Raw genomic sequence first — 25,717 nt, forward strand, 5'->3', positions numbered from 1 at the left:
CCATAAGAATCGAAAAGACGAACACAGTCGGATGTCTGCGCCGGTGACGGTGCGGCTCTGGCCTGCAGGCGGTTTTCCTCGACGACGTGCTCTCCACCCCGTGTGCCCGCGCGCCTCTCGCGCGCAGGGTCATTTGCAACCCGCGTGCTGACGGCCCTGGCCGATCGATGCCGCATGTCTGAAAGGAGATTGTTTCATGCCGCTTCCGCCCGTTGCCTTCTTCTCGATCTACGAAATCGCCGTGCGCTGGGGCTGTCACCCGGCCGATGTGGCGGGCTGGGCGGCGGCGGGGCATCTGCATGTCGTGGCGGGCATTCCTCCCGTCCTCTGCGGTGACGAGACGGTGGCCGGTATGGTCCAGGTGCCGATGGCGGAACTGATGGGGATGTTCCGGCGGATGGGCCCGAGCGAGCAGGCGCGGCTCAGGCGAGTCATGCCGCTGGGCAGCAAGACCTGGCTCAAGATCACCGATCCGGCAGAGGGTGTACTGGTCCGGTCCTCGGACTTACTGCTGGATTCCGGAACGCTGCAAGCCTTCGAGGAGGAACGCGATCTGCTGCGGCGCCCGGCTTCCACCATAGGGGCCAGCCCGCGCTACGATTGGGACGCGATGTACGCGTGGCTGACGTGGTTCCTGTTCGAAAAGGGCGTGCCCGACACCCAGACCGCGCTGGTCACGCTGGTGCAGGACTGGTTCGTCCAGAACTCGAAGTCGGGCGAGGTGCCGGATGAAAGCACCATCCGCAAGCGGCTGTCCTCGCTCTGGCGCAGGCTGCGCGGCGAGGATGCCGCGTGACGGTCAGGCCGATTTCGGAAGGTCGGCCCCGTCCTGTGCCGCGTCATGCACGAGGCGCGGCCGCGGGCGCAGGAGGCTGGCCACCGTGTCGACGCCCGCCCGGAGGGGAGAATCCATCAGGTGCGCATAGCGCTGGGTGGTCTGCATCTGGCTGTGGCCCAGAAGCTTGCCGATCATTTCCAGCGATGCGCCGCCACTGACCAGAAGCGAGGCAAAGGTGTGGCGCAGGTCGTGGATGCGGACGTCGGCCAGCCCGGCGTCCTTCTGCACCTTGGCCCAGAAGCGGCGGATTTCGCGCACCGGTTGGCCCACGGTGTCGCCGGGGAAGAGCCACGGATTCCCGCGTGGCACCGCCTGCTGGCGCAGCCGCACGATGGCCGCGACGTCCTGTGAAATCGGGACGCGATGGATCTTGCGCTGCTTCGTGGTCGAGGCGGGTTTCGACCAGATGGCATAGTCGAGGTTGAACTGTTCGAACCGCGCGGTGCGAACCTCGCCCACCCGCGCGCCGGTCAACATGCACATGCGGATGATCGCCGCGGCGCGCTGATCCTCGGCGCCATCCAGCACGGTCGCCAGTCGAGTCAGCTCTTCGGGCGACAGGAAGCGCTCGCGGGCATGTTCGATGCGACGATGGAACCCCTGCGCGGGGTTGTCCGTCCGCCATTCCCATTCCATGGCCAGCGTGAACATCTTGCGCAGCACCTCACCCATGCGGTTGGCGCGGATCGGGGTGGGCTTGTGGCCCTGCAGTTTGCGGGCCCTGTTATTGGGTTTCGCCTTGCAGGGGCGGGGGCGGCCCTCGGCCACGAAATCGAGGAACTTCGCGACGTCGGTCTTGGTGATCTCCGTCACCAGCCGGTTGCCCCAGGCCGGTTCGACCATCTTCTTCAGCATCGAGACCTGGTCGCCCGCATTCGTCTTGGCCAGTTTCGGCAGATGCTCCGCGATGTAGCGGTCGATCATGTCCGTGATCCGCGGGGCCCCGCGCCATTCATCCCGCGCCGCCAGAGGATCCTGTCCCTCGTCGATGGCGCGGCGCAGTTCCTTGGCCCGTTCGCGCGCGGCCGTGACGCTCCACTCCGGCCAGCGCCCGATGGTCATCCGCCGCTGCCGCCCGGCGTGCCGGTAGTCGATGGTGAAGGTCCGCGCGCCCGAGGCCTGCACACGGGCGGCGAAGCCGATCACCTCCGTGTCGAATATCTGATAGCTGACGCCGGGCTTGGGTTCCGCCTCGCGCAGGGTTTTCTCATTCAGTTTCAGTCTCTTGACCATCCATCCCGCCTCCAAGTCCTGTGACACAGGCGTAGACCCGCGCCACTATCAAGTCGGACCACGAGGCAGGGACCGGAATACAGGCGGAAGGTGGAATTGCGCGCCGGTGGCAATTCCGGACAGGAAGAACAAGGGGTTGGGCGAACTGGCCCAGCGCGCGGGACAGGGAGCAGACGGAGGCACGCCACCATCTGTACCCATCGTTTGATCGGGGTCCGCCCATGGGGTAATCCTGTCGGCACGCTCCCAATCGCGAAACTGCCATGCCCAGCGCCAAGCCCCCGAGAAACCTGACGCCAGTGCTGTGTCAGCGCCTGCAAGCCGAGATGCTGAAGGCCTGTGAGGCTGTCGCCGCCCGTCATGGCCTGGTGGTCGAGCCGCGGAACATCACTGCCGTTGACCTGCGCTGGGGGTTTGATGCCACCTTTCGCGTGTCGATCCCCCTGCCGGACGGCTCAGCCCTCGACCTTGGGCGGTTGCGGTTCGAGGCGCTGGCTGAGGCACTTGGGCTTTCCCCCGCCGATTACGGCCGCCAGTTCAGCACAGGGCGCGAGCAGTTCCGCGTCACCGGCATCGACCCCCGCCGCCCAAAATACCCGGTGTCAGCCGAGCGAATCCCCGATGGCCAGGGCTTCAAGTTCACCGCAGAACAGGTGGCACTGCTGCTGCAGAAGAGGATGAAGGATGTTGCGCCGAAGAGGTAGGTAGGGGCGGGGCTTTCGGCCCGAAACGGCCACTCGGCGGCAAATCTTCCGGCAATGCCGCACTCTCCGAAGCCGCCGGTCAGGCGCAACGCAGCGAAGGCTGCATCAACTTAGGAGCGATGCGCCCACCCGGTCGCGCACGTCAGCCGCCGTGGGATCGCGCTTGGCGATTTCGATCCTGCGGGAGAAGCTGGGCCATCCGCCGTCGGCGTGGCGCAACAAAACGTGTTAGGCATCCGACCGCTTCGAGGTCTGGAGGTATCTTGGGCAAACGCGAGCATCGAACCCGATTGACGTGAGCAGTTCAAACCGCGTTAGTACAACAAAGCAGCAGGAAGAGATGCGATGCTAGTTGAACTACAGGTGAAAAACTTCAAGGCGTGGCAGGATACGGGTCCGATCCGACTCGCGCCTCTCACCGTCGTGTTCGGCGGCAACAGCTCCGGCAAATCGAGCCTCGGCCATCTCCTTCTCGCCTTGAAGCAAACGGTGCAGATTTCCGACCGAAAACGCGCGCTTCATCTCGGTGACGAGAACTCCTTGATCGATCTAGGGACTTTTACAGACTGCCTGCATGGTCACGATCTGGAGTCGTCGCTTGAGTTCACCTTGAAGTGGCGGCTTCCTCGTCGATTGGACATCGATAACTCCCTGTCCTCTTCAGAAGGATACTCAGGTGACCAGCTGTCCCTCCATTCGACTCTGCGGGCAGACAAGGCGGGGCAGCCAATCACGGATGAGATCCAATACTCACTCTTCGATGGGGAAGAAAAGATCCTCGAGATCAAGCATGGTCGCAAAGGCAGCGGTGGGTATCTTGATGCCACGCCGCTGCGGCTTATCCATGCTCAAGGTCGAAAATGGCCAGCAGAGCCACCTGAGAAATTCTATCGTTTCGCAGATCGAACGCTTCTCCGATATCAGAATGCTGATTTCCTGACTGAGTTTGCGCTAGAGACCGAACGCCTCTTGGATGATTTATATTATCTCGGCCCTTTGAGAAGCCCACCTCGGCGAGTGTATCAGTGGTCAGGCGATAGTCCCCCCGATGTGGGCCAGGAGGGTGAAAGTGCTATTGCGGCGCTCCTTTCGGCTTCGGCTGAGGGCCGCAGGCTCAATCGCGGCCGCGGGCGCAGCAAGCAGCGTTTCGACGAGTTCATTGCATCTTGGCTGGTTGACCTCGGCATCATCGCCAAGTTTCGCGTGAAGGCCGTCGCTGAAGGCCGCAAAGAGTATGAGGTTCTGGTGAAGGCGCAGGCAAAGTCGCCCGAAGTCAAGCTCACTGATGTAGGCTTCGGTGTTTCGCAGGTCCTTCCAGCGTTGGTGCAAGCCTTCTATTGTCCAGTGGGTTCCACCGTGTGGATGGAGCAGCCGGAAATACATCTTCATCCCAAAGCACAATCCGTATTGGCTGATGCGTTTATCAGTGCAATTCAATCTTACGAGGATGGTAAGCCACGCGAGACACAACTCATCATCGAAACGCATTCGGAGCATCTTCTCAACCGTTTGCAAAGACGGGTTGCTGAGGGAGTGATTAAGAATGATGATATAGCGGTCTATTTTGTCAATGGCAGAAAAGGGATGGCTCAACTCGAGGAGCTTGAGCTCGATGAGAACGGAGAAATCATGAACTGGCCAGAAAACTTTTTCGGAGATGAAATGGAGGACATAACTGCGCGGACACTAGCGGCAATTAGGAGACGATCTGCCGGAAAATTGAGATAGGTAGAATAATGGTTCGTGCAATTGTCGATACCAATGTCCTCTTGGTCGCTAACGGAAGCCACGGAGATGTCTCGGACGCTTGCATTGAAAAATGCATTGAGCGCCTCGTATTCCAGAAGGAACAGGGCATAACCGTGATTGACGACTGCTTTCATATACTTCGTGAATATCAGAACAAGACGCATCCGAACCAACCGAAAGGGGTGGGTGATGTGTTCCTGAAATGGCTGCTTCAAAACCAACGGAACCCCGCTCATGTCGAACAAGTAACAATTACTGAGGTTGAAGAAAACAGATTTTCAGAGTTTCCGGACGCAGAGCTCGAAGATCTCTTTGACCCTCCCGACCGAAAGTTTGCAGCCGTTTCCAACGCGCATCCACAGAAACCACCTATTTTGCAGGCCGCAGACTGCAAATGGCTGGATTGGTGGGAAACGCTCGGAAATCACGGTATCGCGGTCGATTTCTTGTGCCCGGATGATGCTTGTCAGTTTTATGTTTCCAAGTTTCCAGATAACGGCCAACCAAAATTGCCTAAATGAGCAACTTCTTTCGCTTTCCACATACACCCCACTTAGCTTGGCTTGGTTCGGGAGGTCCTCGAGGGGACAAGGTTCTTTCACAATATGAAATGCGGGAGTTTCTGGCGAACGAAGTAATTGTCGAGGAGAAGATCGATGGGGCAAACCTTGGGATTTCGTATGCACAGGACAACGAGATTTTACTGCAGAATCGGGGTTCCTATCTTTCCCCACCCTATCGAGGACAGTTTACCCGACTTACGTCGTGGCTTGGTGAGCACGCGGAAGGCTTAGGCAGCGTTCTCTCCCCGGAGACAATATTGTTCGGTGAATGGTGCGCGGCGAAGCACTCGCTGCTTTATGATCACTTGCCGGACTGGTTTGTGTTATTCGACGTCTATTGCCGCGGTAAAGAAAGATTCTTAAGCACAGTGCAAAGGAATGCGATGGCACGGGCCGCTGGTATCAGCACAGTGCCCGAAATTGCTAGAGGGCGGTTCACGTTGGGTCAGTTAACTAACCTATTACTCAATGCGCAGAGTGAGTTCAGAAATGGCACAATAGAAGGGCTAGTCATCAGAAGTGAAAGCGATGAGCTAAGTGTTGCTCGCGCCAAGCTCGTCAGGCCTGACTTTTCACAAGCTATTCAGGAACATTGGAGCTCTCGCCCTCTATCATGGAACCGCTTGGCATAGCCATCGGCGGTGTCGTATCCGGCCAAGAAATGAAGATAGCTGCACGAACTCTGCCAGCGCACCCCGAAAGAAGAGAGAATCTACCGGGGACAAGCATTTCACGCACACGTTCATGAATGTCCGCGTTTCCGTTTTCGCAGAGACTGCATGTCGCGGTGCCGTCAGACAGCTTTCCGCCCATCGCGTGATGATCGGTGCATGCGACCGTGGTGATGGTCTATTACACTTGATGAGCATCGCTTGTCAACGTCTGGTCAACCCGCGAATGCCTTCCTGTGCGCACGTCGATCCGCCGAAATCCGGCGAGAAACGTCGAGAGTTCGCAAAAGAATCCGCCATTCCAAAGGCCTGTCCACTAAGTCTCTGAAAACAAAAGAGTCAAAAAAATCAATAGGTTCGGCTCATAACCTGAAGGTCATAGGTTCAAATCCTATCCCCGCAACCAGTTTTGTACGCGTTATCAAACGCTTACACGCCGCCCTCCGGGGCGGCGTTTGCGTTTCCGCCACCCGTGGAAGCACTGTGGAAGCAAGAGGGGCCGAAGTCCTTCATACCGCTTCGTAAACCGGTGCCTGCGATGATCGTTGCTTCCAGTGCCGCTCGATCGGGATCATCGCATCGATGCCGACCGGGATCCCGCTGCCAAAGGCGAGCTCTCGAACATCGATCGCGACAACATCCAATACCGGCCGCTCTTCGGTCATGAGCACGAACTCGGTGATCCTTCCTGGCGGGCAGTCCCTTGAGGCCGGGTAAACGAGCGCGAGTCGCTTGCAGCGGTAGCGACTGGCGTAGGCGTTCATCTGATATGCGTCGCCGCTCGAGACGCCCGAGTTCGGTTCGGCGAGATCGAGGTGCTTCCATTTTGCATCGAAGATGGCGACGCACTCGTCTCCGCTCTGAGCGGTGATGTCGGGGCGCAGCTGGAAGCCCGCCGTCGCGAGGTTCTTCACAGGGCTCTGAAGTCCGACAGTAAGGCGTGCACCGGCCTGCACCTGGCAAGCATGCCGGATGCGCAGTCCGAGTACCGTCTCGAAGAGCTTCTCCATGTTGAACAGCAGAGCGGAACCAGCTGCGTCGCCGATGCGAACATCCGGATAGAGGCCTGTCAGCAGCCAGCGGGCCCGCGCAAACACCGGCTCCCAGTGTCGGACGGTGCGATCGAACCGCAAGGCACCGACGTCGCGAGCCCTGACCCTGCGATCGGTCACCTCGTCAAAGCGATGGAGGAACGCAGCCACCATCGCGCGGGTCCTCGGGCTCAGCGCGAATCCGAGGAGGATTCGCAGGACGCCCTTCAGTGTCTGATTGTAGGCGTTGTCGATGCTGCGCTCGTCGAAACGACAGAGCAGATGAGAACGATCGAAGGCGTTCGCGCGCAGGTGCTCGGTCAGCTCGAGCCGTCCGCGGATGGCATTGAGGTTCTCCGTCCTCTCCGAGTACCGGGCAATGGCCCCGCCTCGGAGCGCAGATTTCACCTGGCTGCAGAAATCTTCGATGAAGACGTCCAGGAGGTGGCTGTGCTGTTGCCCAAGGCCTGCATCGCCGACGCGCTTTGATCCAAGCTCACCTGCGCGCGCAAGCATGGCCACCAAAAGGCCCCGCATGTCTTCGCTGCTATCGCTGCCATGGTCGATCTTTGGAAGTATCTCGATTGCCAGCTGCTCGGTTTGCAGGACTCCGCAGAACGGCCCGAACTGCAATGACCGAAGGCCCCATGCGAGGACCCCAGGTGGCAGACGTCCGGCGAGTTTCGCGATGCCTTCTGCCTCGAGCTCGCTGATCTCGCCGGCCGGACCGATGCTGACACTCTCCCTCTCTCGGAAGGTCAGGCACCTCATTCCGGTGGCTCGTAGATCTTGCGGATTGCGTCCGGGGTGATGTCGTCTTCCCGAATGATCTCGAACGCCTCACCGTCCCCGATTTCGGCCGGGTCCGCCTTGGGAAAGAGCACAGCGGCATTCTGTGCCCGCGCCCGGACCAATTGCAGCTCCTCCTCTACGGCCTGGTCGGCGAGGACGTAACGGATCTGACGCCAGTCGTCGTAGAACGCCTCTTGCAGAAACGGCAGTATCTCCCTCGCAAATACACGGCGCAGCTCGTCGAAGGACTTCACGTGGTAGAAGTAGCTGTGGCCAAGGGTCTGGTCGCGATGCAGCAGGCGGGACAGGCGGGCATTCATAACCTGGAGGAGCTGACGCAGGTCGATCGCGTCGCCCTCGCTGTCATTGATCGATCCAAGCAGTTCCGGCTTCGGCGTGAGTTCCTCGAACCGGAACCGGCGCCGTAAGGCGGTGTCGAGCAGAGCGATAGAGCGGTCCGCGGTGTTCATTGTGCCGATTACGTCGACGTTCGCGGGCACACCAAAACGCTCACCGGAGTAAGGGAGCGTCACTTCCAAGCCCTTGCAGCTCGCCAAGCGGTTTCCCGAGGCATCGATGCGGATGCGCTTGTCAACTTCGACCAGCGTGATCAGCTCGCCGAAGACCTTGGCGACGTTCCCGCGATTGATCTCGTCGATGAAGAGGGCGAACCGCTTGTCCGGCGAGCGCCGGGCCCGATCGCAAAGCCGCTTCAACACTCCTGACCGCACCTCGTAGGTGACGGCCCCGTTCTCCGTGACCGGGCGAATGCCCTCGACGAAGTCCTCGTACGCGTAGCTCTGATGAAACGTCACAAACTCGAAGCGATCACCGGCCTCATCCTGGTAGCGCGGCAGATAGTCTTTCTTCAGGCGGTACGTTTTGCCGGTACCCGGAGGGCCGTAGAGAATGAGGTTCAGGGGCGGTGCGAGTTTCTTTGAAAACGGATCTTCAGATCCAGCGTCGCCCCCCGGCGTAGGAGGGTCCGATACGGGTGGTGACAGCGCCTTCCATAGGCGCTCCAAGGTCCGGGCAGCCTTTGCCTTGATCTCGATTCCGGAAGACTGCGGGTTCCATTCCTGGCCGGGCTCGCGGTTTTGCAGCTGTTCCAGAGGGACGATTTCGTCCGTTGTTGCATCGCGGACGGAGTCGAATGCCACGTCAACGAAACGCGTCGTCTCGCCGGCATCGGCGCGGGCCTGTTCCCAGTGCTCGGCTTCGTAGGGCGCGCGCGTGACCTTTCCAACTGCAACGACGCCTTTCGGAGGGCTGCCGGTGCGGATCAAAAAGACGCGGTCACCCTCACGCGGCTTGCTCGAGCTGCAGCGCCATCGGTTGTCGGCCTTCTCCCCGCTGATCGTCGTGGCGCGGTCGGCCGCGAGTGTGTCCCAGGTCCATTTGGAGGGGTTCCAACTGAGCAGCCAGTTCTTCGTCTGGTTCTTCCACTGGGCCTCGAACTCTTCCTCGTAGAAATCGATGTCCTCGCCATGCTCTCCTTCAAGTCGGCGGCGCAGCTCGAGCAAGGCGCGGTCGATCTCGACAGTGCTCCACTTCTTGATCTCCTTCTCCGGCGTGTCTCCGAAGCCGGCGAGGATCAGGCGCTTGTCGCCTGCAGAACTGATCCGCTCAAAAGTGTCGGGAAACAGTAGGTGTGGAAAGATATGAGTTACCTGTCGCCTATCGGCCTCGGGAAGGCTACTTAACCAACTTGAGAAAGCCCAGGGGTCTTTCAGGATCGCGCCGCGGTCGCCGGCCTCCCGGCGTTTCAGGGCTCTCATGGCTTGGATCAAAAACGCGAGCTCGCGCCAATGGTGCGTGAGGAATGCCGTACCGGTGGAGCCCACCCCCCCTAGGACGGCGTCTTCCAGAAGATGATGACCATCTTCGAGTACGTCGCCGGACCATTCCCAAGCCTCGCGTATGGTTTCGCGTTTTTTGGCGGCACCGATGTTTGAAGGAAACAGTCGCAAGACCCATAAACATTCTGCCATCAATTGCTTGCAGTGCGGGGAGCCTGGTTCGAGCTGTTCCTTCAGCGTGGACAGAAAATTACCTTCACCTGCGTAGAGATTTTTGACAAATCGTTGATCAAGCTCATCTAGAAGCTCGATCGTCCACAGGGTTCGATCCTCGACGAAGACCGAGCCGTCTGCCTGTAGACAGCGCCTTGCCCATAAGTCAGCAGCCCGATAGATCGGCTCAGCGTTGTAGCTTGGGATAAACTTCGACACGTGCTGCGCCTCCACGTCGGCGGTCTCTGTTGAAACCCTTGTTGATAATGCGTAACACTCCGCATATCCGCGAACAAGCGGATCGACGGGAGAGAGGACTGTGTACTGCGATGCCGACTGACGGTGTGACCTTCGGGCAGGCGATTTCGAAGGCCCGCAAGGCACTCGGTCTCAGCCAGAAGGAACTCGCAGCGCGCGTGATGAAGGAAGAGGGCGGCGGGTCGATATCCCCGCAGTACCTCAACGACATCGAGCACGATCGACGCAGCCCGACCTCCGACCACCTGATCCGGCAGTTTGCCACGGTGCTTGAGGTGGATGAGGGGTATCTGTTTGTCCTCGCCGGCAAGATCCCTGACGAACTGCGCAGGGCGGCGCAGACCGAAGAGAAGATTGTCGCGGCCTTCGCCAATTTCAGGAAGACGTTGAACGAATAGGGGGCTTCTGCATGGTGAAGATGATCCGTGACAACACGGGCCGCTTTGCCGAGCGCCCCTTCTACCAGGCGCGTGACCTCGACGATGAGTGCGAACGTCTGATCTGCGACCTTCTGATAAAGCGCAAAAGAAAGGTCATGTATCCGGTTTCGACCGACGATCTGACCGTGCTGATCGAAATGCATGACGCAGAGCTTGACAGCTACGCTGACCTCTCGGTCCACGGCGCCGATGTCGAAGGGGTCACTGAGTTCTTCCCCGACCGCGGGCCCAAGGTCTCCATCTCGGAACGAATCGCGGCTGACGAACGGCGCGAGAATCGCTTCCGCACCACGCTCGCCCATGAGTTCGGGCATGTGAAGTTCCACGGGCCGCTCTGGGCGCAGAAGTTCGCCACCGGCGACCTGCTCGAGCATGGCCTGAACGCCAACAAGGCGATCTCCACGCGCGAGAACATCCTGAACGCTCCGCAGTCTGACTGGATGGAATGGCAGGCCGGCTACATCAGCGGCGCTCTGCTGATGCCAGCCACGCCGGTCCGTCGCCTGGTCTCCGATTTCTGCGGTCCGCGCGAGCTGCATGGCGACGTCCATGTTTCAAGCTCCCATGCAGCGCGGCTGATCCAGCTGGTCACGGAGCAGTTCGAGGTTTCCGAGGAGGCAGCGCGTATCCGGCTGCTGAAGCTGAACCTGATCACGACGACCTTCGGGCAAAAGTCGCTGTTCGACTCCTAATCGCGAATCCGCGGAGGCGCGTATTTTTTCGATTGACTGCGCGCTGGTACCGCGGATACGCTGATTAGCAGATCGGCCGATCTATCGAATCGCCAACAAGGAGAATTACAGTGTCTGCCCTGTCCGCCTTCCTTCGCAGGACGCCCGGTGAGGCCCTGCGTGAGTACTTCGACCGGCCGGAAATCGGCCTTACCACCAAGTTGGACTGGACCGTGTCTGAGGGTGCGCTGGCAAGGCCGCTTCTCGGCGCCATCGAGGACATGTCCCGCGAACAGCGCGATCGGGTCTCCAATGACGCCGAGCGCGTCCATGCGCTGTCCGATGAGCCGGGGCAGGCCGCGATCTACAGCGTGGCCGAGGATCCTGCCTTCCTCGACGGGCTCGCCAATCCGCATGCGCGGTCGCTCTGGATGTTCCTGAACGCGCAGGACCGCTTTCGTCATGCCGAGGAGGTTCGTTTCACCGAAGACCGACGGCGCGGCCGCATGTGGGCCGGTTTCGTCACGGACCCGGGTTGCGCCCTGCTGCGGGATGCTGCCGCGCGAGAGGCGTTTATTGCTGCGGTCAAGGAGTTCTCAGGCGCAGCTCATGCGTATGTCGACATTTTCGAACGGGTGAGGACAACGCTTGAGGGCGACGTCTGCGATCTCGTCCAGGTCACGGTTTATCGCGAGGGGAGCCCCAACGATCTGCTGCGCTTCGACGACCGCGGTCTTCTGATCCGGCAAGCATATCGGCCAGTGTTCGAGGCTGCCGTCACCTACGAGCCCGCGACGGGAGCCATCGAGGTGATCGCCAGCGACCAGAACACCCGCGGTGAAATCCTCAAGGCCACATTCGCCCATCTCCTCGGCGTCGAGTTCAAGGAGAATCGTCTCCCACTACGTCGTTACGACCTCTCGGTTCTGCTGAAGCCATTCGACTTTCCGGTCGACCCGGAGGACGGGATCGAGGGTGTTGATGTGCGGGAGCTGCGCGTCATGCCGATCGACGACAGCGATTTCAGGGTGACGTTGGACAAGCCGGCGCGCGCTGGCGAGACGATCTGGACGAAGGCGGAAGAGAGGTTCGGGGACCACACGCCCCTCAGCGACGGGTACGTGGTTACGCGCGCCAAGATCGCAGTCAAGCTCGCCCGGCCTGCTGGGGGCACCGGCCGCCGCTCACTGACCCTATCCATCAGCTGGCCACACGGCTGCGATCTGAAAGACCGCACCGCGACCGAGCAGTTGATCGGTGAAAAGTACCTGCGTCGGTGGGGGATCCTTGTCGATGACGTCCAGCTCTTCGAGGATTGATCTCGGTGCCCGTCGACTGCTCTTGTCCGTTGCCGGAACCCGCCACGCGCAGGTTTCGGCCATGGCGCTGGAGCATTCGCCTAGGCCTGGCAAAGCACTGATGGAAGCCGGGCTGATCGTGCGGCGGGGCAGCGCGATGTCCATCGTTGCCGAGGACGATCTGGACGACACGCCTACTTCCGTCATTTGCCACCCCACCACCGGTGAACTGGGGCATCTCGGAAACGTCGTTTGGCAAGAGGAACAGGCGAGCGCCCGCCGCAGGGTTTATGCGCTGGACATGGTCGCAGCAGCACGGCGGGTGTTCGCCCGGCTCGACTGTTCGCTCGGCGATAATCCCGTGCCGTACCTTGATGGCGCAGTGCTGGACTTCGGGACGGCGCGGCTGCCAAAGCGCAACGCGCGTGTCGGGATCTGGGTCGCCCGCGGCCTTACGACGCCGGCCGTGTTCGCGGAGTTCCGTAAGCTCGTTGCACGGCGACCGGCCGATGGGCTTCGCGTGGTCCTGGTTCTCGACCTGCCGGATCGAGACCGCTTCCAGTTCATAAGGGGCCATGAGTTGGTTGCGGTGGCGGATGTGGTCGATCTTGAAGACGGGCTCGCCGTCGCTCCGGAGGCCCTGAGCGCCCGTCTGCTGAAGGGGCCATCCGACACGGGACCGGTGTGGGTCTCCGGCGACGGAGGCGTGCTGATCGTGCATGGTCGATGGCACGAGTTCACTGGCGGCAAGCAGAAGGTCGCCGTGGCCATGCTTGCCGAGGCTTGGCTCAGCGGCGATCCAGTGCTGCCCGTTGCTCGTATTCTCGAGGAAGCCGAATGCGGGCGTTCAGTGAAGCGACTGCGGGACCTGTTCAGTGGGCACCCGACGTGGCACGAGGTCATCCGGGAGAGCGGATCCAGCGCCTGGCTCGAGGTTTGAAGACAACAAGAACATGACGATCAGGCCGTCCTTCGGGGCGGCCTTTTTTGTTTTCCGGGGCATCAATCTGCATTCCTCCCGTCTCCCCTCCCTGCGCCCTCCCGGTTTCCTCCCTGCCGCTCCCCCATTCTCATTCGCAGGCATTCCGCCTAACGCGAAGGAGTCGACATTGTCAGTCACACATCTGAACCAGGTCGAGCTTGCGGCTCGCTGGAAGATCAGCCCCCGCACGCTGGAGCGGTGGCGCTGGACCGGGGAGGGCCCGGCATTCATCAAGATCGGCGGCCGGGTGGTTTACCGCCTTGCGGATGTCGAGGCCTATGAGGGCACTCGGCACTGCACCAGCACGGCGGACAAACCCGCCGTGAAACTGGCGTGAGGGAGGGCAGGATGGCCATTTCTCTCGCTTCCCTGCGGACGACCTCCGCGCTGACCCCGCCCCGCATCATGATCCATGGCGTGGCGGGGATTGGCAAATCCACCTTCGCGGCCGAATCCGACCGCCCGGTGTTCATCATGACCGAGGATGGCCTCGGCAAGCTGCATGTCCCGCACTTCCCGCTGGCGACGAACTATGCCGAGGTCGCCGAGGCACTCGACGCGCTGCTGAACGAAGACCACGCGTTCGGCACGGTCGTCGTCGACAGCGTCGACTGGCTTGAGCCGCTGATCTGGGCCGAGGCCTGCAAGCGAAACGGCTGGTCGTCGATCGAGGCGCCGGGGTTTGGCAAGGGCTATGCCGAGGCGCTGACCATCTGGCGCGAATATCTCGACAAGCTGAACGCCCTGCGGGACCGGAAGGGCGTGGTGGTCATCCAGATCGCCCATACCGACATCAAGCGCTTCGACAGCCCCGAGCACGAGCCCTACGACCGCTACGTGATCAAGCTGCAGACCCGGGCGTCGGCGCTTCTGCAGGAGCACTCGGATGTCGTGCTCTTCGCCAACTACCAGATCTCGGTCGCCAAATCCGACATCGGCTTCAACAAGAAGGTGACCCGGGCGCTCGGGTCTGGTGCGCGCGTCATGCACACCGAAGAGCGCCCCGCCTTCCTGGCCAAGAACCGCTACGGCCTGCCGGACACCCTGCCGCTGAGCTGGGCAGCGTTCGTCGCCGCCATGCCCCAATCCCTGTAATCCCGAGCAAGGACACCATCATGGCACGTTTTGATACGTCCTTCGACGCGACCAGCGTCGAGCCCACCACCGCCTACGAACTGCTGCCCGCCGGTAAATACCGGGCCCAGATCGTCGAGAGCGAGATGCGCGTGACGAAGAACGGCATGGGTCAGTTCTTGTGGCTGATGCTCGATATCCTCGAGGGCGAGCACAAGGGCCGGAAGATCTTCGACCAGCTGAACCTCGTGAACCCGAATCCCACCACGGTGGAGATCGCACAGCGGACGCTGTCGGCCATCTGCCACGCCACGGGCCGGCTGCAGGTCAATGACAGCGAGGAGCTGCACCTGATCCCGATGACGATCCAGGTGAAGATCCGGCCGCCGAAGAACGGCTACGGCGAGAGCAACGCGCTTGCCTATCTGCCGCCCGACCGTGACGCGACCCCGGCGGCCCGCCCGGCGAATCCCGCGCCCGATCCGGCGGTCTCGACGGCGCCGCAGAAGATGGCCTCCGCGCCCTGGAACAAGAAGGGCTGAGCCTTCGTGCTGCCCCGCGCCCTGACTGACGGGGCAGCGCGCAACCTAATCTGAGAATATTCCCATGACTGACATGACCAACGCGGCCCCCGTGGCCGTGAACAGCCCCGGATTGCCCGCAGACCAGCGCCGGCTGATCGAACTTGACGACGCCATCGCCCGGATCCGGACCCAGATCGCCACCGCCGATCTGGCCCGACAGCGCGGGGCGAAACCCATCGATCCGGACTGGTTCCACCGGGCCCGCACGGCCCTTCGCCATCTTAGCCGCGAGCGGGCGGAACTGCTGGCCCAAGGCACCGGCCGCCGTCGTCGCGAGACCGTGAAGGACGCGCTGATCGGCATCCTGCGCGAGCGCCACGACAGCGAGACCTGGGACGGCATCCTGGCCGAGGCCAGGGCCCGCAGCGAGGGGGAGAGCTCGTGATGGCTGCGCTTCCTCCTGCTCCGACGCCGACGCTTAAGGCGATCTATGCCGACTACGAGGCCCGCCAAGGCGATGGATTCCGCGATCACCTCGGGGCGTCGATCATCGGCAAGTCCTGCGCCCGGGCGCTCTGGTACGATTTCCGCTGGGTCACGCCCGCGCGCCATTCTGGCCGCCTGCTGCGTCTGTTCGAGACGGGTCAGCTGGAAGAGGACCGGCTCGTGCGCAACCTGCGTGCCACCGGGGCGACCGTGCTCGAGGTCGATCCCGAGACTGGTCGACAGTTCCGGGTCGAAGCCCATGGCGGGCATTTCGGCGGCTCGCTCGACGGCGTGGCCATCGGGCTCATGGAGGCGCCGAAGACCTGGCATGTGCTGGAGTTCAAGACCCACTCGGTCAAAAGCTTCAACGAGTTGGTCGCCAAGGGCGTTGTTCTGGCCAAGCCTCAGCACGCCGCGCAGATGCAAATCTACATGCACCTGACGGGCATCACGCGCGCCCTCTACGTCGCGGTCTGCAAGGACACCGACGCGCTGCATGTCGAGCGCATCGAGGCGGACCGCGCCATGGCCGAGCGCCTGCTCGAAAAGGCTGGGCGCATCATCTTCGCCCAGCATCCGCCCGCGCGGATCAGCGAGGATCCGGCCTGGTTCGAATGCCGGTTCTGCGATCACCATGCGACCTGCCACGAAGGCGGTGGGGCTGCGGTGACGTGCCGGTCCTGCCTGCATGCGACGCCGGTCGACGGTGGTTGGCACTGCGCGCGGCACGACCGGATGCTGACGCCTGCCGAGCAGCGCGCCGCCTGCGGCCGCCATCTCTTCATCCCCGATCTCATCCCGGGCGAGGTCATCGATGCGGGCGACGACGTCGTCACCTACCGCATGGCCGATGGCTCGACCTGGACCAACGACGCCCGTGCCCCGGAGGCTGCGCCATGCTGACCCTGCGCCCCTATCAACAGGCCGCGATCACCGCGATCTACGGCTATTTTCAGGCCCACACCGGCAATCCGCTGGTCGTCATTCCGACCGCGGGCGGCAAGTCGCTCGTCATGGCCTCCTTCATCGAGGGTGTGCTGAAGGCCTGGCCCGATCAGCGCATCCTGATCGTGACCCATGTCCGCGAGTTGATCGCGCAGAACCATGCCGAGATGATCGGCCTCTGGCCCGATGCTCCGGCGGGCATCTATTCGGCGGGCCTCGGCAAGCGCGAGGCTCAGGCGCGGATCCTCTTCGCCGGCATCCAGTCGATCCACCGCCGCGCGGGTGAGATCGGTCATACCGATCTTGTGCTGATCGACGAAGCGCACCTGATCCCCGGCAAATCGAGCACGATGTATCGGCGCTTCCTCGACGCGCTGCAGGCCATCAACCCGGCGCTCAAGGTGATCGGGCTGACCGCGACGCCGTTCCGGCTCGACAGCGGGATGCTGCATGAGGGCAAGAACGCGCTTTTCACCGACATTGCTTTCGAGGCGCCGGTGCGGGACCTGATCGATCAAGGCTATCTGAGCACCTTGATCTCGAAGCAGCCCGCCACCCGGCTTGACGTCTAGAAGGTGGGCACCCGCGCAGGCGACTTCATTGCGCGCGATCTGGCGGCGGCGGTTGATCAGGACGCCATCACCCGCGCGGCCGTCACCGAGATTATCGCGCATGGCCGCGACCGCAAATCCTGGTTGGCCTTCTGTTCGGGCGTCGCGCACGCGCAGCACGTGGCGGCGGAGTTTGAGCGCCAGGGGATCATCTGCAGCACCATCTTCGGCGACACGCCGAAGGACGAGCGAGACTGCATCATCGCCGACTTCAAGCGCGGCAAGATCCGCGCGCTGGCCTCGATGGGCGTGCTGACCACCGGCTTCAACGCGCCGGGCGTGGACCTGATCGCGCTGCTGCGCCCGACCCAATCGGCCGGACTCTATGTTCAGATGGTCGGGCGCGGCACGCGGCTGGCGCCGGGAAAGGAGAACTGCCTGGTCCTCGACTTCGCTGGTAATGTCCGGCGGCACGGACCGATCGATCTGGTGCGGCCCAAGCGACCCGGTGAGGCCGGCAGCGCTGAGCCACCGGCCAAGCTCTGCCCAGAATGCGACAGCATAGTCGCGCTCGCCGCGAGCGAATGCCCCGATTGTGGCCATGTGTTCCCGGCCCGCGAGGTGAAGATTGCGCCGACGGCCGCGACCCTGCCGGTGCTGTCGCCGAAGGCGCAGTGGCTGGCAGTTACCGGCGTCGCCTACAGCCGTCACGACAAAGCGGGCGGGCGGCCCTCGTTGAAGGTCACCTATCGCTGCGGGCTCGCCACCTACAGCGAATGGGTCTGTCTCGAGCACCAGGGCTATGCCCGGCAGAAGGCCGCCGAGTGGTGGCACAAGCGCGCGCCGGACTGCCCCGTGCCTTCGAGCGTGGCTGCAGCCCTCGCGCAGACCGGCGAGCTGGCCTGCCCGAGCGAGATCTCGGTCCGCCCATCGGGCCGCTTCCTGGAAATCTCCGGCTACAGGTTCAACCCATGCACGCCTTCCACGCCGGCCTCTGCGCCGTCTGCCACCGGGATCCTCGTGGGTTTGGCTGGTTCGACTCGCGCTATCCCCGCACCGACCCGCGGCGTGCAGCCAGTCGCCGGCAATTCTGCAGCCGGTTCTGCCAGGACCTCTGTCATGGGAGGCAAGGCATGATCGATCCGACCCCGAACGAAACCGCGGCGATGGCGAATGGTGGCCAGCTGGGCGGCGAATATCTCGAGAGCATCGGCACGTCCGATCTTGCAACCCTGACCGAGGCGGAGTGGGCCCGGTTCATCGAGGCAGTGGTCACCGGCTACTGCGACCATTTGCGGGCGCTGGCGGCCAGGGACCAGACGCGCATCGCCGCCATGACCCCGGAGGCACCGTTCTGATGACCAACATCTCCTACATGGCGCGGTACGGGCTTGCACTGCGAACCAACGGCTATGCCCTCCTGCCGATCGCGCCCGGCACCAAGAAGCCGGGCAGGTTCCAGCGCGGCGAATGGGTGGATTACCCGCAATGGGACCGCCACGCCGATCGCGAAACCACCGAGGTCGAGATCGCCACCTGGTCCAGTTGGCCGAGCTGCGGGATCGGGATCGTCGGCGGTAGCATTGCAGCGATCGATATCGACATCGCCGAGGACGCCGAGCTTTCGCTGCGGATCGAGCAGCTGGCACGCGCGCGCCTCGGCGAAACGCCCGCGCTGCGCATTGGTCGGGCGCCGAAGCGCCTGCTGGTCTATCGGACGATTACGCCCTTCCGCGGCATCAAGCGCCACCCGCTGGAGGTGCTGTGCCTCGGGCAGCAGTTCGTGGCCTATGCCGACCACCCCGACACCGGAGCGCCCTATGCCTGGCCCGAAGAGGGGCTGGCCGATCTCGATATCGACAGCCTGCCGGCGATTGATGCGACGATGGCCGCTTCGTTCCTCGACGAAGCTTGGGCCCTGATCCCGGAGACGCTGCGACGGCGCAGCCTGTCCTCGGTCGCTCCGGCTACAGAGCCGGCCCGCACTCATAGTCAGTGCGGCACACTCCCGGCCATCGCGGCGGCGCTGGCGTGGCTGCCCAATGCCGAGCTCGACTATGACAGCTGGATGCGGATTGGCATGGCGATCAAGGGCGCGCTCGGTGAGGCCGGGGGCGAGCTGTTCGCCAGCTGGTCCGCGCAGGCGGCGAAGAACGTCCCGGAAACCACGGCAAAAGCCTGGTCTAGCTTCAAGCCGGACCGGATCGGGGCAGGGACCATCTATCACCTCGCCATGGAGCGGGGCTGGAGCCCGGACCCCGCACTGCGGCTCGATGGCAGCGTGACAGATGCCCATCCGGCAGCGGGCCTCCTGTCGAAGCTGGCAGGAGACAGCGACGATGCCGCTGCTCAGCAGGGACCGTCACCGTTCTCGCTGGTCATCCCGGACGGGCTGGTGGGCGATCTGACGACCTACATGCTCTCGACCGCTCGCCGTCCTCAGCCGCTGCTGTCGCTCGGCGCCAGCCTCTGCGCGATCGGGGCGCTGATGGGCCGCAACTACCGTACGACCAGCAACCTGCGTTCCAACCTCTATGTGGTCGGCATCGCCGACAGTGGCTCTGGCAAGAACCACTCGCGCGAAATCATCAACGAGGTGTTCTTCGAGGCGGGTCTGGCTCACCATCTCGGCGGCAACAAGATCGCCTCCGGGGCTGGGTTGCTGACCGCGCTGCATCGCCAGCCGGCGATCCTGTTCCAGATCGACGAGTTCGGCATGTTCCTGTCCGCGGCGGCCGACCGCAAGCGCAGCCCGCGCCACATCACCGAGATCCTGGACAACATGACCGAGCTCTTCACCGCTGCCGGTGGGGTGTTCCTTGGCGCGGAATATGCCAATCGGGACGGAACGAACGAGCGGCGCGACATCAACCAGCCCTGTCTCTGCGTCTACGGCACCACCACGCCCTTGCACTTCTGGGGCGCGCTGCAGGGGGCCAACGTCGTCGATGGCTCACTCGCCCGGTTCCTGATCCTGCCCAGCGACGAGGACTATCCGGACGAGAACCTTGCGGCGGGTCTCCGGCAGCCCCCACCCGGGCTGATCGAGGGCCTCAAGCGCGTGGCGGCCGGCGGCGGGCATCGGAAAGGCAATCTGGTGGGGATGACGTCCGATCCGGCGACGGCGGTCGTCCCGATGACGGTGCCGATGACCACGGAGGCGCAGGCGCGGTTCCGCCAGCTCAGTGCCGACATGACCGAGGAACTGCGGGCTGCGGCCGGCACGCCCTTCACCGCGATCCTGGCGCGGATCGGAGAGAATGCCCTGAAGCTGGCCCTCATCGTCGCGGTTGGGGGCGATCCGGTCACACCAGAGATCGACATCACCGCGGCTGACTGGGCGATCGAGTTCGTGCGTCACTACGCGCGGCGGACCATGGAGGCGGTCGAGCGGCATGTGGCGGACACCGAGACCGAGGCGCATCTGAAGCGGCTGAAGGAGATTATCCGCGCCTCCGGGGCCAAGGGGATCACCAAGTCCGAGATCACCCGCGCCTCCCAGTGGCTGAAATCCCGTGACCGGGACGAGATCCTGCTCACCCTGATCGAGAGCGGCGACATCACCACGGGGATGCGCGGCTCATCGACCAAGCAGGCAATGGTCTACCGGTTGGCGCGGTGGGGCGGGTAACCGGAGATCCTTCAATCCGTCTGAAGCGATCCTTGAAGCCGGGCGGCATCCAGGAGTTGGAAACCAAAGGGAAAAACCGAATCCTTCAAATCCTTCAATCTTTCAAGAGGACCCTTATCACATACGCGTGCGCGCGCGATTCAAGATGAGGAGACAGGTGCTCATTGAAATATTGAATAATTGAAGGATTATACATTATATATACAGGACAACTACTTAGGGGCGGAAATCTTTCAAGATGCTCCTTTGAAGGTTCTGAAGGATTTGCCGGGCGACCAGCTCGCCCCGCGCCTGACCTGATCTGACCACCCTTCGGGGCCTGGCGAGACCGCAGCCTTCACCGGCCAGCCCTCTCGCCGCGCCCACAGACGCGAAGAGGAGGTCGGCATGACCCAACACAACGGCAACCCGCGCTGCATTCTGGCGCTCGATCTCGGCACCACCACCGGCTGGGCGCTGCAGGCCTGTGACGGGCTGATCACCAGCGGCACCGTCAGCTTCAAGCCCGGCCGCTTCGACGGCGGCGGCATGCGCTATCTGCGCTTCACCAACTGGCTCACCGAGATCGATCGGCTGTCGGGTCCGATCGAGGCGGTCTGGTTCGAGGAAGTCCGTCGCCACGCTGGCACCGACGCAGCTCACGTCTATGGCGGGCTGATAGCCACGCTGACCGCTTGGGCCGACCTGCGGGGCGTGCCCTACGAGGGCGTGCCGGTCGGCACGATCAAGCGCCACGCCACCAGCAAGGGCAATGCGTCGAAGGAGGTGATGATCGCCGCTGCGCGGGCGCGGGGGTTCAGCCCCGCTGACGACAACGAAGCGGATGCCATCGCGCTGTTGCTCTGGGCCATCGAGACCACGGGAGGTCTGGCATGAGCGCCCGCAAGGACTGGACCGCGGACGACGTCGCCGATCACTTCGAGGAGGCGTTCCGCACCCTGCGCAAGCTGCCGCCGGTGAAAGCGCAGGGCTACGTCGGGACCTGGCCGCAAGTGCTGCGGACGAAGCGCGAGATCGCGGCGATGGAGCCCGAGCCGATGCGGGTGGTGCCCTCGGCGCAGGCAATCTCGGCGCTGGAGCGGACCTTCGACTGGGCGCTGTGGATCACCGAGGCCGAGCGCAAGCTGGTCTGGTCTCGCGCGGCGAGGGTTCCGTGGAAGGTTATCTCCGGGGAGCAGGGTTGCGATCGGACCACGGCGTGGCGGCGCTGGCAGCTGGCGCTGACCAAGATCGCCGCGCGGCTGAATGCCGAGTAAGTCCAGAGTGTTGCAACACATTCGTGTTCGACACCTGCAACAGATCCGTGCTACAAGCAGGGCATGATCGGGAGACGAGCGCCAGGAGCGCCACCGATCGTTCCCCCCTCCGCTCCACCCTTTTCGCGAGGCCCCATGCCGCAGCGTCCGTCCATCCATCGCCCGGTGGGGCGGCGCGACAAGCGGGAGCGTGACCGCGACACCGACCGCAAGCGCGACCCGGCAATCCGGGCGCTCTACGCCTCAGCGCGCTGGCAGCGTGCCCGGCAGATGTTCCTCGCTCGCCACCCGCTCTGCGCCGAGTGCCAGCGCCAGGGGCGCGTGACCCCGGCCAACACCGTCGATCACATCATCCCGCATCGGGGCGACACCGCGCGGTTCTGGGACCAGACCGGATGGCAGCCGCTCTGCGCCCCCTGCCACAGCCGGAAGACCGCTGCCGAGGATGGCGGCTTCGGCAATCGGCGGACCGGGCGCGAGTCCTCCGACTGACCCGGGGGGAGGTCAAATCTCTGGGCGGTTCGACGTCAGGACCGCGCGCCAAGCTTTCTGCATCCATGGCCAAAATGGCGAGGGGGGGTGCAGCCCATATCCTGAAGGAAATCGTCCGTGTCCGATCGTCAGCTTGCCGTTGAATACCGCCCGCTCGACAGCCTGGTGCCCTACGCGCGGAATGCCCGTACTCACTCCGAGGCGCAGGTGGCCGAGATCGCGGGCTCGATCCGGGAGTTCGGCTTCACCAACCCGGTGCTGATCGCCGAGGACGGCACGCTGATCGCCGGTCATGGGCGGGTGCTGGCGGCGCGACTGCTCGGCATGGATACCGTGCCGACGATCACCCTGACCGGGCTCAGCGACAACCAGCGGCGGGCACTGGTGCTGGCGGACAACCGCATCGCGCTCAACGCCGGTTGGGACGAGAGCCTGCTGGCGCTGGAGCTCACAGATCTGAAGGACGCGGGTTTTGATCTCGGTATCCTAGGCTTCGAGGATGGGGAACTCGACCGGCTGCTGGCGGGCGCCGAGGATGACGATGAAGGTTCGGCGCCGCCCGTGGTCATCCCCGAGCCGCCGCGCAACCCGGTCTCGCGCACCGGCGATCTATGGATCCTCGGCGATCACCGGCTGCTCTGCGGCGACGCGACGTCTCACGACGATGTCCGCCGGCTGATGAACGGCGAGCGGGCGGTGCTGTTCGCGACCGACCCGCCGTACCTGGTGGACTACGACGGATCGAACCACCCGACCCGCAACAAGGACTGGTCGCAGTCCTATGGCGTGACTTGGGACGACAGTTCTCAGGGCGCGGAGCTCTACGACGGCTTCATCGGGGCCGCCGTGGCCGAGGCAATCACCGAGGACGCCGCGTGGTACTGCTGGCACGCCTCGCGCAGGCAGGCGATGCTCGAGGCATGCTGGGAAAAGGCGGGTGCCTTTGTCCATCAGCAGATCATCTGGGTGAAGGACCGCGGTGTTCTGACCCGGTCCCACTACCTCTGGAAACACGAGCCTTGCTTCATGGGCTGGCGCCGCCCGAACCGCCCGCCGAAGGTGGCGGACGAGACGCTGCCCTCGACCTGGGAGATGCCCAGCTTCGCCAGGGACGACCGGCCCGATCACCCGACGCCGAAACCGCTCGACGCCTTCGGCATCCCGATGCGCCAGCACGTCGCCCGTGGCGGGCTCTGCTACGAGCCGTTCTGTGGCTCCGGCTCACAGATCATGGCGGGCGAGGCGAACGGCCGCCGCGTCTTCGCGATGGAGATCAGCGCAGCCTATGTCGATGTCGCCGTGGAACGCTGGCAGAGGGAGACGGGACGCCACGCCGTGCTGGAGGCTGACGGTCGGACATTCGCGGAGATGAAGGACGAGCGGCTGGGCACGGGCGGCGGTGACCAGGAGGACGCAGCATGACGCAGAGTCGAGCCCTGTCGCTGGTCGAAGCGGCGGCGAATGTCCTCGTCGGCTATGTCCTGGCCGTCATCACGCAGATTGTCCTGTTCCCGCTCTTTGGCTGGAACCCCACCTTGGCGCAGAACATGCGGATCGGTCTCGCCTTCGCCGGCGTCTCGCTGGCGCGGGGCTATCTGCTGCGCCGGCTGTTTGAAAGGCTCAGGGATGCCAGTCGCTCCGGCGACCGTGCCGGACATGGAGAACCTGCACGGACCCATCGATGACGGTATAGTAGATGCGCCAGCGTGTTGCCTTGCCGTAAAGCGCGCGACGGATCGGCAGATCGAGGTCACGCGATTCCGAGGCAACCGGATGGGCGTCCGGCATCTCGCCGAGCGCAAGGATGCTCTTCCTGATGCCCGCCAGCCATTCATCCGCGGCCTTGGGATTGCGATCTCGGAGCCAGTTCCAGGATGCGGTCAGATCATCGGCCGCATTGGGCGTGATGATGACGGGCAGTGATGCGGTCATTGCGACCGTGCAAGGTTGTCGAAGAACTCACCGGCCTCGGTGCCCTGACCGACGCGAGCCTGCGCCAGACCTTTCCGGATACCGGCGACGGTCTCGGCATGATCGAGCAGGTCCTGCATCTCCTGCCACGCGGCGGCATCCATGACCACGACGGAGGGCTTCCCGTTGACGGTGAGGATCTGGGGCCGCCCCGTTTCCTTGATCTGCGCGATCAGCCGTGCGGTGTCGCGTTTGAACTCGGTCAGCGGACTGATGTCCGTCGTGATGTTCATGGCAGCCTCCTGACGCGCATCAAATCAGATGCGAATATAGTATCGTTTGCGATGCGCGTCGAGTGTGGGGAACTCACGTCAAGGCATAGATCCGCCCGTGCCCCTCGACCTTCTCGGACGTCACCTCGAGGCTGAGCTTCTTCTTCAGGACACCAGAGATCACGCCACGGATCGTGTGCGGTTGCCAGCCGGTGGCCGCAACGATCTCGTCGATGGTCGCGCCGCCCTCGGCGCGGAGCATGGCGATCAGGGTCTCCTGCTTGGTGGCGGTCTGGCGCTGAAGCGAGACAGCTGGCATCTCCGCCGTCGGCGGCGTCACCTTGTCAGTCCCGAGCGCCGCGCGCGCCAGCGGCGTGGCGCGCAGGGTGATCGGACCATGGTTCTCGTCGTGCCGCCAGACGGTATCGAGGTTGGTGGCTTCGACCTCCTGGATCAGCCCATGCTTCAGGAGGCTCTTGCAGACATTGCCGACCGCACCGCCCTTAAGACTGGCGGTGACGGGGAAGATGGCTCCGTCCTCGCGTGCGCAGGCGGTGGACAGAATGACGGCTTGGGCGTCGGACAGCTGGATCTGGGGCATGGGGTTGTCTCCGGTTCTGGCCCCGCGACCTGCGGCGCCTTCTACGACCCCGAGCCGCGCGTCTGCGCGGCAGGAGTTCGGGTGGTGCCGGAGATCAGCGGGCGTGCTCGCCCTCGCCGAAAGCGCTGTCGGTGATGCGCTTCAGCAGGCTGGCGTAGTGCTCGAGCGTGCCGACGTGGCCCCAGGTCACCTCGTCGGGGTGGGCGTTGAAGTGCTCGTCGCTGAGGGCAGTGAGCCGGACCAGCATCGCGTCGATCTCGGCTTTCTTGCCGATGAAGGCGCTCAGGGCCTCGGAATTGTCGGTGGTGCGGCGGGTCACCTCGGGGCTCCCTGGCTCTGATGCAGCGTCCTTGTGTCATCAGAGTCGCTCCGCGGCGCTGCGAAGTGTAGGCAAATAGCAGCAAGATCATTGCTTTGTGGGGAGGGAACATCAGGAAGGACGTCAATCATGGCTGGCCGCAAACCGCTCCCGACGCAGCTGAAGCTGGTGAAAGGCACGGCCCGGCCGCACCGGATGAACCCCGCCGAGCCGCAGCCGGTCGTGGCGGTGCCGCCGGCTCCCGATCACCTCGACGATGCGGCCGCCGCAAAGTTCACCGAACTGGCCGAGCTGCTGGCCCGGCACGGGGTGATGACCGAACTCGATGCCGGGGCGCTCGCCCGCTACGTGGTGATCTGGCGGCGCTGGCTCGAGGCAGAGGCCGAGGTCAAGCGCCGCGGCCCGGTGGTGAA

The 25,717-nt window shown here is 63.4% G+C and carries 31 protein-coding genes; 24 read left to right on the plus strand and 7 right to left on the minus strand.

Translation table 11 applies throughout. The features are described from left to right. Nucleotides 1-196: 196 nt before the first annotated feature. Nucleotides 197-796 carry a hypothetical protein gene (locus BLW17_RS16345; protein WP_036731519.1) on the plus strand — a complete coding sequence of 200 codons (600 nt, stop codon included), beginning with the start codon at nucleotides 197-199 and terminating at the stop codon, nucleotides 794-796. Nucleotides 797-799: 3 nt separating this feature from the next. On the opposite strand, the gene BLW17_RS16350 is transcribed toward BLW17_RS16345, so the two are convergent. Continuing rightward, nucleotides 800-2,071, minus strand: a complete 1,272-nt coding sequence (locus BLW17_RS16350; protein ID WP_036731517.1) for a tyrosine-type recombinase/integrase — start codon at nucleotides 2,069-2,071, stop codon at nucleotides 800-802. Between the two features lie 326 nt (nucleotides 2,072-2,397). Between BLW17_RS16350 and BLW17_RS16355 the strand changes: the two genes are divergently transcribed. The 4 genes from BLW17_RS16355 (at nucleotide 2,398) to BLW17_RS16370 (ending at nucleotide 5,719) form a co-directional block, all read left to right on the plus strand. Beyond that, nucleotides 2,398-2,775, plus strand: coding sequence for a hypothetical protein (locus BLW17_RS16355; RefSeq protein ID WP_244507346.1), 378 nt, complete (start codon nucleotides 2,398-2,400; stop codon nucleotides 2,773-2,775). A 363-nt stretch (nucleotides 2,776-3,138) separates the two neighbouring features. Then, the gene (locus tag BLW17_RS16360) at nucleotides 3,139-4,503 is read left to right on the plus strand and encodes an AAA family ATPase (RefSeq protein WP_197055250.1); all 1,365 of its coding nucleotides are present in this window, start codon (nucleotides 3,139-3,141) and stop codon (nucleotides 4,501-4,503) included. A gap of 134 nt (nucleotides 4,504-4,637) precedes the next feature. Beyond that, nucleotides 4,638-5,045 carry a hypothetical protein gene (locus BLW17_RS16365; RefSeq protein WP_211656946.1) on the plus strand — a complete coding sequence of 136 codons (408 nt, stop codon included), beginning with the start codon at nucleotides 4,638-4,640 and terminating at the stop codon, nucleotides 5,043-5,045. Further along, nucleotides 5,042-5,719, plus strand: a complete 678-nt coding sequence (locus tag BLW17_RS16370; protein ID WP_074827048.1) for an RNA ligase family protein — start codon at nucleotides 5,042-5,044, stop codon at nucleotides 5,717-5,719. Before BLW17_RS16365 ends, BLW17_RS16370 begins: the two co-directional genes overlap by 4 nt. Nucleotides 5,720-6,267: 548 nt before the next feature. Here the strand turns inward: BLW17_RS16370 and BLW17_RS16375 are convergent. After that, on the minus strand, nucleotides 6,268-7,560 hold the full coding sequence (locus tag BLW17_RS16375; RefSeq protein ID WP_036731511.1) for an McrC family protein: 1,293 nt from the start codon (nucleotides 7,558-7,560) through the stop codon (nucleotides 6,268-6,270). Then, entirely contained in the window at nucleotides 7,557-9,812 is a 2,256-nt protein-coding gene (locus BLW17_RS16380; protein WP_081969065.1) for an AAA family ATPase, read from the minus strand. The genes BLW17_RS16375 and BLW17_RS16380 overlap by 4 nt, the downstream gene beginning before the upstream one ends. Before the next feature lie 110 nt (nucleotides 9,813-9,922). Here BLW17_RS16380 and BLW17_RS16385 point away from each other — a divergent pair, with 110 nt between their 5' ends. The 18 genes from BLW17_RS16385 to BLW17_RS16470 all read left to right on the plus strand — a co-directional run bounded on the left by BLW17_RS16385 (nucleotide 9,923) and on the right by BLW17_RS16470 (nucleotide 23,886). Then, nucleotides 9,923-10,249, plus strand: coding sequence for a helix-turn-helix domain-containing protein (locus BLW17_RS16385; protein WP_036731509.1), 327 nt, complete (start codon nucleotides 9,923-9,925; stop codon nucleotides 10,247-10,249). An 11-nt stretch (nucleotides 10,250-10,260) separates the two neighbouring features. Continuing rightward, nucleotides 10,261-10,983: an ImmA/IrrE family metallo-endopeptidase gene (locus BLW17_RS16390; protein ID WP_036731507.1), complete on the plus strand. Its 723-nt coding sequence runs from the start codon at nucleotides 10,261-10,263 to the stop codon at nucleotides 10,981-10,983. 110 nt (nucleotides 10,984-11,093) lie between these two features. Continuing rightward, on the plus strand, nucleotides 11,094-12,281 hold the full coding sequence (locus BLW17_RS16395) for a hypothetical protein (protein WP_036731505.1): 1,188 nt from the start codon (nucleotides 11,094-11,096) through the stop codon (nucleotides 12,279-12,281). Beyond that, complete coding sequence (locus tag BLW17_RS16400; protein ID WP_156116110.1) at nucleotides 12,256-13,200, plus strand: hypothetical protein; 945 nt, start codon at nucleotides 12,256-12,258, stop codon at nucleotides 13,198-13,200. The genes BLW17_RS16395 and BLW17_RS16400 overlap by 26 nt, the downstream gene beginning before the upstream one ends. Before the next feature lie 13 nt (nucleotides 13,201-13,213). Further along, complete coding sequence (locus tag BLW17_RS18370; protein ID WP_197055249.1) at nucleotides 13,214-13,579, plus strand: helix-turn-helix transcriptional regulator; 366 nt, start codon at nucleotides 13,214-13,216, stop codon at nucleotides 13,577-13,579. An 11-nt stretch (nucleotides 13,580-13,590) separates the two neighbouring features. After that, on the plus strand, nucleotides 13,591-14,337 hold the full coding sequence (locus BLW17_RS16410; RefSeq protein WP_036731499.1) for an ATP-binding protein: 747 nt from the start codon (nucleotides 13,591-13,593) through the stop codon (nucleotides 14,335-14,337). A 20-nt stretch (nucleotides 14,338-14,357) separates the two neighbouring features. Then, nucleotides 14,358-14,858, plus strand: a complete 501-nt coding sequence (locus BLW17_RS16415) for a DUF669 domain-containing protein (protein WP_036731497.1) — start codon at nucleotides 14,358-14,360, stop codon at nucleotides 14,856-14,858. A gap of 64 nt (nucleotides 14,859-14,922) precedes the next feature. Beyond that, nucleotides 14,923-15,285, plus strand: a complete 363-nt coding sequence (locus tag BLW17_RS16420) for a hypothetical protein (RefSeq protein ID WP_139306055.1) — start codon at nucleotides 14,923-14,925, stop codon at nucleotides 15,283-15,285. Continuing rightward, entirely contained in the window at nucleotides 15,285-16,229 is a 945-nt protein-coding gene (locus tag BLW17_RS16425) for a PD-(D/E)XK nuclease family protein (protein WP_036731495.1), read from the plus strand. Before BLW17_RS16420 ends, BLW17_RS16425 begins: the two co-directional genes overlap by 1 nt. After that, nucleotides 16,223-16,843: a DEAD/DEAH box helicase gene (locus BLW17_RS18375; protein ID WP_074827049.1), complete on the plus strand. Its 621-nt coding sequence runs from the start codon at nucleotides 16,223-16,225 to the stop codon at nucleotides 16,841-16,843. Before BLW17_RS16425 ends, BLW17_RS18375 begins: the two co-directional genes overlap by 7 nt. A 3-nt stretch (nucleotides 16,844-16,846) precedes the next feature. After that, the gene (locus tag BLW17_RS18380) at nucleotides 16,847-17,959 is read left to right on the plus strand and encodes a DEAD/DEAH box helicase (RefSeq protein WP_074827052.1); all 1,113 of its coding nucleotides are present in this window, start codon (nucleotides 16,847-16,849) and stop codon (nucleotides 17,957-17,959) included. After that, nucleotides 17,956-18,180: a DUF6511 domain-containing protein gene (locus BLW17_RS16440; protein WP_036731494.1), complete on the plus strand. Its 225-nt coding sequence runs from the start codon at nucleotides 17,956-17,958 to the stop codon at nucleotides 18,178-18,180. The genes BLW17_RS18380 and BLW17_RS16440 overlap by 4 nt, the downstream gene beginning before the upstream one ends. Continuing rightward, complete coding sequence (locus BLW17_RS16445) at nucleotides 18,180-20,453, plus strand: PriCT-2 domain-containing protein (RefSeq protein ID WP_036731493.1); 2,274 nt, start codon at nucleotides 18,180-18,182, stop codon at nucleotides 20,451-20,453. The genes BLW17_RS16440 and BLW17_RS16445 overlap by 1 nt, the downstream gene beginning before the upstream one ends. A 387-nt stretch (nucleotides 20,454-20,840) precedes the next feature. Next, nucleotides 20,841-21,329 carry a crossover junction endodeoxyribonuclease RuvC gene (locus BLW17_RS16450; RefSeq protein WP_036731491.1) on the plus strand — a complete coding sequence of 163 codons (489 nt, stop codon included), beginning with the start codon at nucleotides 20,841-20,843 and terminating at the stop codon, nucleotides 21,327-21,329. Beyond that, nucleotides 21,326-21,709 (plus strand): DUF6362 family protein, encoded by a 384-nt coding sequence (locus BLW17_RS16455; protein WP_036731490.1) that lies wholly within the window; start codon nucleotides 21,326-21,328, stop codon nucleotides 21,707-21,709. Before BLW17_RS16450 ends, BLW17_RS16455 begins: the two co-directional genes overlap by 4 nt. Before the next feature lie 135 nt (nucleotides 21,710-21,844). Next, nucleotides 21,845-22,201, plus strand: coding sequence for an HNH endonuclease (locus BLW17_RS16460; RefSeq protein ID WP_036731489.1), 357 nt, complete (start codon nucleotides 21,845-21,847; stop codon nucleotides 22,199-22,201). 117 nt (nucleotides 22,202-22,318) lie between these two features. Then, complete coding sequence (locus BLW17_RS16465; RefSeq protein WP_036731487.1) at nucleotides 22,319-23,623, plus strand: site-specific DNA-methyltransferase; 1,305 nt, start codon at nucleotides 22,319-22,321, stop codon at nucleotides 23,621-23,623. Further along, the gene (locus tag BLW17_RS16470; RefSeq protein ID WP_074827054.1) at nucleotides 23,620-23,886 is read left to right on the plus strand and encodes a DUF7220 family protein; all 267 of its coding nucleotides are present in this window, start codon (nucleotides 23,620-23,622) and stop codon (nucleotides 23,884-23,886) included. Before BLW17_RS16465 ends, BLW17_RS16470 begins: the two co-directional genes overlap by 4 nt. On the opposite strand, the gene BLW17_RS16475 is transcribed toward BLW17_RS16470, so the two are convergent. The 4 genes from BLW17_RS16475 to BLW17_RS16490 all read right to left on the minus strand — a co-directional run bounded on the left by BLW17_RS16475 (nucleotide 23,822) and on the right by BLW17_RS16490 (nucleotide 25,304). Continuing rightward, nucleotides 23,822-24,133, minus strand: coding sequence for a type II toxin-antitoxin system RelE/ParE family toxin (locus BLW17_RS16475; RefSeq protein WP_036731486.1), 312 nt, complete (start codon nucleotides 24,131-24,133; stop codon nucleotides 23,822-23,824). The two genes, BLW17_RS16470 and BLW17_RS16475, sit on opposite strands and share 65 nt — an antisense overlap. Beyond that, a complete protein-coding gene (locus tag BLW17_RS16480) occupies nucleotides 24,130-24,405 on the minus strand; it encodes a type II toxin-antitoxin system Phd/YefM family antitoxin (RefSeq protein ID WP_036731485.1) in 276 nt (91 codons plus the stop codon). Before BLW17_RS16480 ends, BLW17_RS16475 begins: the two co-directional genes overlap by 4 nt. A gap of 73 nt (nucleotides 24,406-24,478) precedes the next feature. Further along, the gene (locus BLW17_RS16485) at nucleotides 24,479-24,985 is read right to left on the minus strand and encodes a DUF3489 domain-containing protein (protein ID WP_036731483.1); all 507 of its coding nucleotides are present in this window, start codon (nucleotides 24,983-24,985) and stop codon (nucleotides 24,479-24,481) included. A gap of 94 nt (nucleotides 24,986-25,079) precedes the next feature. Beyond that, nucleotides 25,080-25,304, minus strand: coding sequence for a hypothetical protein (locus BLW17_RS16490; RefSeq protein ID WP_036702829.1), 225 nt, complete (start codon nucleotides 25,302-25,304; stop codon nucleotides 25,080-25,082). A 129-nt stretch (nucleotides 25,305-25,433) separates the two neighbouring features. Here BLW17_RS16490 and BLW17_RS16495 point away from each other — a divergent pair. Further along, on the plus strand, nucleotides 25,434-25,717 hold a 284-nt coding region (locus tag BLW17_RS16495), incomplete at its 3' end, for a P27 family phage terminase small subunit (protein ID WP_170835623.1).

It is taken from the genome of Paracoccus sanguinis (genome assembly GCF_900106665.1).
GTDB classification, from domain to species: domain Bacteria; phylum Pseudomonadota; class Alphaproteobacteria; order Rhodobacterales; family Rhodobacteraceae; genus Paracoccus; species Paracoccus panacisoli.